The organism is Rhodoferax sp. (genome assembly GCF_028715765.1).
GTDB lineage: Bacteria > Pseudomonadota > Gammaproteobacteria > Burkholderiales > Burkholderiaceae_C > Rhodoferax.
The window spans coordinates 1-6,324 of sequence record NZ_JAQURE010000080.1; the positions used below are offsets into that span (position 1 = coordinate 1).

Annotated in this window: 8 protein-coding genes; 6 read left to right on the forward strand and 2 right to left on the reverse strand. The window is 49.6% G+C overall.

Annotation, left to right across the window (positions count from 1 at the left end; genetic code table 11):
- Window positions 1-245, forward strand: a 245-nt coding sequence (locus tag PHT20_RS15975) for a hypothetical protein (protein ID WP_301021301.1), incomplete at its 5' end; no start/stop codon positions are given.
- A gap of 79 nt (window positions 246-324) precedes the next feature.
- Here the strand turns inward: PHT20_RS15975 and PHT20_RS15980 are convergent.
- Entirely contained in the window at window positions 325-492 is a 168-nt protein-coding gene (locus PHT20_RS15980; RefSeq protein ID WP_301021302.1) for a hypothetical protein, read from the reverse strand.
- On the opposite strand from PHT20_RS15980, the gene PHT20_RS15985 reads away from it, so the two are divergent.
- From PHT20_RS15985 to PHT20_RS16000, 4 genes are all read left to right on the forward strand, one after another.
- Window positions 491-1,651 (forward strand): hypothetical protein, encoded by a 1,161-nt coding sequence (locus PHT20_RS15985; RefSeq protein ID WP_301021303.1) that lies wholly within the window; start codon window positions 491-493, stop codon window positions 1,649-1,651. The genes PHT20_RS15980 and PHT20_RS15985 overlap by 2 nt on opposite strands.
- Window positions 1,642-2,997 carry a glycosyltransferase gene (locus PHT20_RS15990; protein WP_300086564.1) on the forward strand — a complete coding sequence of 452 codons (1,356 nt, stop codon included), beginning with the start codon at window positions 1,642-1,644 and terminating at the stop codon, window positions 2,995-2,997. The genes PHT20_RS15985 and PHT20_RS15990 overlap by 10 nt, the downstream gene beginning before the upstream one ends.
- Window positions 2,998-2,999: 2 nt before the next feature.
- On the forward strand, window positions 3,000-3,227 hold the full coding sequence (locus PHT20_RS15995; protein WP_300086561.1) for a hypothetical protein: 228 nt from the start codon (window positions 3,000-3,002) through the stop codon (window positions 3,225-3,227).
- An 81-nt stretch (window positions 3,228-3,308) separates the two neighbouring features.
- On the forward strand, window positions 3,309-5,105 hold the full coding sequence (locus PHT20_RS16000; protein ID WP_301021304.1) for a polysaccharide deacetylase family protein: 1,797 nt from the start codon (window positions 3,309-3,311) through the stop codon (window positions 5,103-5,105).
- Here PHT20_RS16000 and PHT20_RS16005 read toward each other — a convergent pair.
- Entirely contained in the window at window positions 5,102-5,491 is a 390-nt protein-coding gene (locus PHT20_RS16005; protein ID WP_300085708.1) for a diacylglycerol kinase, read from the reverse strand. The two genes, PHT20_RS16000 and PHT20_RS16005, sit on opposite strands and share 4 nt — an antisense overlap.
- A gap of 139 nt (window positions 5,492-5,630) precedes the next feature.
- Here PHT20_RS16005 and PHT20_RS16010 point away from each other — a divergent pair.
- Window positions 5,631-6,324, forward strand: a 694-nt coding sequence (locus PHT20_RS16010) for a cellulose biosynthesis cyclic di-GMP-binding regulatory protein BcsB (RefSeq protein WP_301021305.1), incomplete at its 3' end; no start/stop codon positions are given.

Here is a 6,324-nt window from a genome sequence, read left to right on the forward strand (position 1 = left end):
CGAAGCCACAGGTGGCTGTGCCAGCTCAACCCAGGGTTGCAGTGCAGAAGCAGCATCAACTTGCCGCTGTGTCGGTGGCTGTGAAGCCGCATCAGGTGCAAGTTGAAAAAGCCATGCCCACCACAGAGTTCACCAAAGACATGGATTCCGACAGTGCCATGTTTGACTATGACGATTTATCTGGCGTTGCTGCCTTTGGTAAATCAGCCGTTCCGCGCGCTACGCGTGCCGTGATCAAAAAGTAGCACACAGTGCATCATCCAATATGAAAAAACATGTGGCTTGCTTGTTAGTAAGTGTCTTGAGTTCCTGGAGTGTGTGGGCTCAACCGGCAGGTTTGGCCGGTGCGACCAGTGTGGAGCCTAAGGGGTTTGAACCATTGATTTCAAGTGGTGGTTTTCTGGCGCCCTTCAAATACATTGAACCACCAGTGCCTGCAAAAGAAGCGGTAGCTGTTGAGGTTAAACGCACCGCTGAACAAAAAAAAATCATGGAACTCAGTGACGCTGGCAACTACCAAGCCGCCGGAACGCTTGGCATGACGTTGATGGCTCAAAACCCACTGGATGCCCAATTGCAGTTGGTTGTGGCCAACAGTTTGGCTTGGTCTGGGCGGGTCAATGACGCTACGGCGGTTTACCAAGGCATCAGCTCGGGTAGCCAAGCCAAGGCCGCCGCCGTTGGTTTGGCCAATATTCAGCGGTGGCGCGGTCGGGATGATTTGGCGCGGCCCATGTACCAGCGTGTTTTGACCCAAGAGCCCGATCATGCCGACGCAAAAGAGGGCTTGATGTTGGCTGAACGCGAATTGAGCCCACGAACCACTTTGAGTGCTGGCGCAGCTTCCGACTCGGCTCAACTCAAACGCCGAATTGGGTCTGCCAATCACAAGTGGCGCGATAAAACGGGTGCACAGATATTTGAAATTGAAAGCAGTGGCTTTTATGACTGGACGCCTACGGATGCTGAGCCGCAAACTGATGTCACCTTCAAATACCAAAATTTGGCGTTACCACTCAAGCCTAGTCTTGAGTTAAGCATGCCCACAAGATTGAATCCTGCGGTGTTTGGTGCGGCTCATGTCAAGTTGCTGAATGATCAATTGACTTTAGGTGCTGGTCGGCTTGATTGGGGCAAGATGGCCGCCCATCCTGTGGCATCTAGACAAGGGCTGGCAGCCAATTTTTTGAGTGCAGAGGTCACGCAGTCGTTTTCAATGGGTACCCTTGTCGGGCGACTGAACTATTACGGTATTTCTGACAACAACGCCATTTGGGCGAGTACCGTGAATTTCAACTCGTCATGGCGTCCTTTTGGCAGTCATTTCAAGCCCTTTGTAGGTGTGGAGACGCGCGAAGCTGACCGAAATGTGGCCACGTATTGGTCTCCCGCGCAGGGCTCAGGCAGTGCTTATGCCGGGCTGATGGGGGAGTGGGGTGACGCAGATTGGAATTTCTTTGCGTCTGGTCAGCTGGGGGCGCCTTTGTGGGGTGACGCCGGCAACAGTTGGAGTGTGTCAGCGGGTGCCAAGCGCTGGGTCACCAATGACATTGCTTTGGGACTGAATGTGTGGTCAATGGCCAGTTGGCGAGACAACTCTGCCTACCGGTCTCAGTCTATTGGCCTTAACCTGGAAAAAATTTGGCACTGAAACGCTTGTTGCGCTATGTGATGGCAGCCCTGGTATTTGTTGGGCTGTTTTGGGCATTGGTGCGCAGTTATGACACCGTCAGAGAACAAGAGGGCTCGTTCAGTGCGCTCTTGGAGAGCTACGTACTGACTGCGATTGCTGGCTACTTGCTGTTTTTTCTGGTGCTTTTGGTCATTCGTTATGGCGTTTTGATCATGTATTCTTTTTTTGACCACATTGAGTCTCTGTACAAAAAACGAGAATTCAAAACCGCGCGGTTTTCTGAAGAAAGTTCCTTGCCCATGGTCACCATTGTGGTGCCCGCCTTCAATGAGGGGGTGGTGATTCAACCTGCCTTGCGGGCACTGACGGAACTGGATTACCCCAATTTTGAAGTGATTGTGGTCGATGATGGGTCAACCGATGACACTTATGAGAAGGCTTTGGCCATAGCCAGAGAAAGTTTGGTGGTGCCCATTCGTGTGGTGACCAAACGTAACGCAGGCAAAGCCGAAGCGCTCAACACGGGAATGACGCTGGCTCGCGGTGAGTTTGTATTGAACATGGATGGTGACACCAAGTTGTCACGCAATACCTTGAGGGTGTGTATTCCACATTTTGAAAATCCGTCCATTGGTGCTGTGGCGGGCAATGTCAAAGTGATGAATCGAGAAAACATCTGGACAAATATTCAATCGCTTGAGTATGTAGAAGGCTTGGCCATGGCACGCAAAGCCCAGAGTTTCATTCGATCTGTCAATATCATCCCGGGCCCCTTGGGCATTTTTCGCAAATCAGTGTTGCAGCAAGTGGGCGGCTATGACCACGATACCTTTGCAGAAGATTGCGATTTGACACTGAAAATGCTGATGAAGGGTTGGCATATTGCCTACGAACCCTTGGCCATTGCTTGGGTTGAAACACCCAGTCATTTGCTTGACTTGCTCAAGCAGCGCTACCGATGGACCCGAGGTATTTTGCAAGCCACCAAAAAGCACAGCAATGCTTTGTTTCATCCCAGAAAATCTGGTATCAATTTTTATATTTTGTGGTACATGCTGTTTGAGGGCATTGTGTGGCCCTTCTCTACCATTTTGGGGAATCTGTTTTTCATTTATGTCAGCTTTCAGCATGGGTTGGCTGTGCTGCTTTTTTATTGGTGGCTGCAATTAACAGTGCTTGACGTAGTGGCTGCGGCTTACTGTGTGGTGATTGAAGAAGAAGACCCTTCGTTGATTCTTTATGCTGTTTTTTTTCGGGTTTTTTACATCAACATCACAGACATATCAAAAGCTTTTGCTTCCATTGAGGAGTGGCGTGGCGCAGCCATGACCTGGGGCAAACTTGAGCGAGAAGGTAAACTTTAATCATGGATCTGATTTCAATATTGGCAACTGTCATTTTGGTGACAACGATTGGCACGATGGTGGTTGGTGTTGGTGCTTATGCCGCTTTCAAATTGCGTGACAAGCGCAAGCCGAACAAATCACGCGGCGATGCAACCATGGGGGCCATGGGGTTGCAAGAGCCAGTGTTTTTGCGACCCTACACCCCACCCTTGACAGCGGAGAGCGCGGTGAAGACAGACGCGTTCTGATCGATGAGTCGCAATGACATACACCCCCAGGTTGTTGACCACAGATCAAGCCGGTCTATTTTTAGGCGGATAGGTTTTTATTTGCCTTTTTTTGTGATCTTGGGCGTGGCCTTGCCTGCGCTTGTTTACGTGGTCATGATGCAAATCAATGGATGGAAGCTGCCTGTGTTGGGTTTGCAACAGGTGGTGGCGCGGGTGGCATCGCCTAGTAGTCGTGTTTTCTTGTACGTGTCTCCTACATCAAAGGCTTACTTTGCAACCATTGGCGGAAATTACGACACGTTGCTGAATCCTTGGCGACAGTATTTTGTTGATCGTGGCATGAATGCTTCTGAATTGGGCAGTCTTGCCGACATTGGCTCGCAAAGTGAGGGTGTGCTTATTGTTCCTTCGGCGTTGGCTCTGAGCGACCAAGAACGTGAGGCTATCTTGACTTTTAAAGCCAAAGGGGGGGGCGTATTAGCTACCTGGGCGACCGGTACCCGAAATGGCGCAGGCGATTGGGCTGGCTGGCAGCTACTTGAAGCACTGGGTGCCAAGGTTAACGGCGAAATATCGGCAGATTCCGAAGCCCGGCAATTGACTTTGAACGGCGAATCTCCGCTGTCATACCAACTGCCAGCCGGAACTCGGATTTGGATGGGTAAAACAACCGAATCTTTGTTGCGACTTACGGGTGAGTCTGTGGCCGCCAGATTCATGGACTGGCCTCGTGTGTTGGACGATGCTCGCCGCAGCGAAGGCGCGATTGTGTATTCTGAAACCACGCCGGATACAGGTCGTTCTGTGGTCTTTGCTTTTGCTGAGACGAGTTGGGAATCCCGGCCTTTTGTGCCACGTCAAGTGATTGATGACACGCTGAAATGGTTGCAACGGCAACCTTCGGTTGTTCGCGCCGCTTGGCCCAATGGTAAATTGGCTGCCCAGGTGATCGAAATGGACACGGAGCAAGGGTTTGAAAACGCTGCTGCATTTGCCGACATGATGAAAGCCATCGGTTACCGTGCAACGTTTTATGTGTTGACGTCAGTAGCGACTCAATTTCCTGACTTGCTGAGAAGTTTGGCCAGAGACTTTGAAATTGGTTACCACGGTGATGTGCATGTGAGTTTCAAGGATCAAACTGCAGCAGCACAAGAGCAACGGATTGTCAACATGAAGGCAGATTTGGCTGGTGTTTTGGGTGATATCAGCGGTATCACAGGCTTTCGTGCACCCACTGAAGGGTATGACAACACTACCGAATTGCTTTTGCAAAAGCATGGGATTCGCCATCATGCAGCTGATCCTAGTCGGCTGGAAGGGCGAGTGCCATCACTGGTCAAAATGGAAGGTGTTTCGGCTGCTGACTCGCTCATTGTGTTGGCTCGTACTCAGCGCGATGACATCAATTTGTACTGGGAAAAATTAAGTGTCGAACAGACGAGCAAAGCACTCATTGATGATTTTGATTTGGTTTTAAACACCGCTTCTTTAGGGTTCTTGAGTGTTCACAGTCAAAATTTTGGCGAAGGCAGCGTGTTGCGTTCTGCCATGCCAAGTTTTTTAGATCACGTCAAGAAAAAGAGAAACATGGTTTGGCTGGCCTCTGGTGGTCAAGTCGAACAGTGGTGGCGCGAACGAGAGCGAGTGTCGCTTTCATCATCCGTTTCAGGCAAGCGTCTGGATTTCAACATCACCGTCAAAGGTAATCAGCCAGTCAATGGGTTCACCCTGGTCGTGATGAATCCTCAAAAAGGTGTCCTACCCACCTTACGTTCGACCAAGGTCGGGACTGTGTTGCCTCAAGTCATGAGGTTGGATGACTACCGAGCCGCAGTGATTTTTGAGCAACTCAAGCCAGGTGATTACATCTATCAGGCCACCTTTTCACTCTAAAACAGGCCATTGAAAATGGACAGTGTCCACACCACCGCCAAGTTCACTAGGCAAACACTTTGAGCTGCACTACCGAGATCTTTGGCGCGCTTGGCAAGCGGATGTTCCTCAAGCGATGTATGGTCTACCGCTGCTTCTATGCCGGAGTTGAGCAATTCAACTGCAATACAGAAGAAGTGTGAAGCCGCAATGATGGGCCAAGCGGATTTTTCGATGTGAAGAACCACTAGCATGATCCCACCTAACAGCCCCAGTACGCAAATTTGTCGAAAAGCTGATTCAGATTGCCATGCCATTTGCAAGCCACTCATAGAGTAGTGGGTTGCGTTCACAATGCGTTTAAATCCACGTTTGCCCTTAAATGGGCTGGTTGAAGAAGGTTTCATGAAGCTCGAAAACAAGTGGGCTTGTGAATTAAATCGCACTTAGAAAAACTGTCAGTCTTTGATGGGTGCTCAAACTTAATCTTCACTGTTATATTCCATTCACAAAGTTACTTTTAGGGTGATTCACTTCATCACAATCATGTTTATGGCAGTCATTCAAAGATTTTCTGTTGCGCGTCTAGTCATGCTGATGACTGCCATTTTGATGGTGTCTGGCCAGGCACAAGCGGTAACATCTAAAAAAGCCAAAATAAAAATTGCAGAAGAGGCAACCTCAATTGTCATTGATGAGCGAGCTGAAGTCGGTTTAAACCCAGCAGTCGGGGTGTTAGCCTACCCCTCCAGAACGTTGCGGGTGAGTTTGAAATCATTGGGAGCCGCGCAGCCATTGGTTTTGCGTGGTGTACAAGGGGACGCAAGCGTAGATCTGAGTGTTCGGTTGGATGAGTTGGTAGAGCGTGCGCAACTTCACTTGTCACTCACACTCTCACCTGCACTGATACCGTATTTATCGCACGTAAAGGTGTTTTTGAATGATGAAGTTCTGCACACCATTGCCGTTGATAAAGACAAATTGGGTGTTCCGATTCCCGTGGACTTGGCGCTCAACCCCAAATATTTCAAAGACTTCAACAAGCTCAGATTTCAGCTGATTGGGCACTACATTCTGGAATGCGAGTTCCCCTTTCACTCTAGCCTTTGGGCTGAAATCAGCAATGAAAGTTATGTAGATTTGCAACTGCGGCAACTTCCATTGGCAAATGATTTGTCCATTTTGCCTGCGCCTTTTTTTGACAGCCGTGACAGCACGGAGCAAATTGTTCCATTCGTTT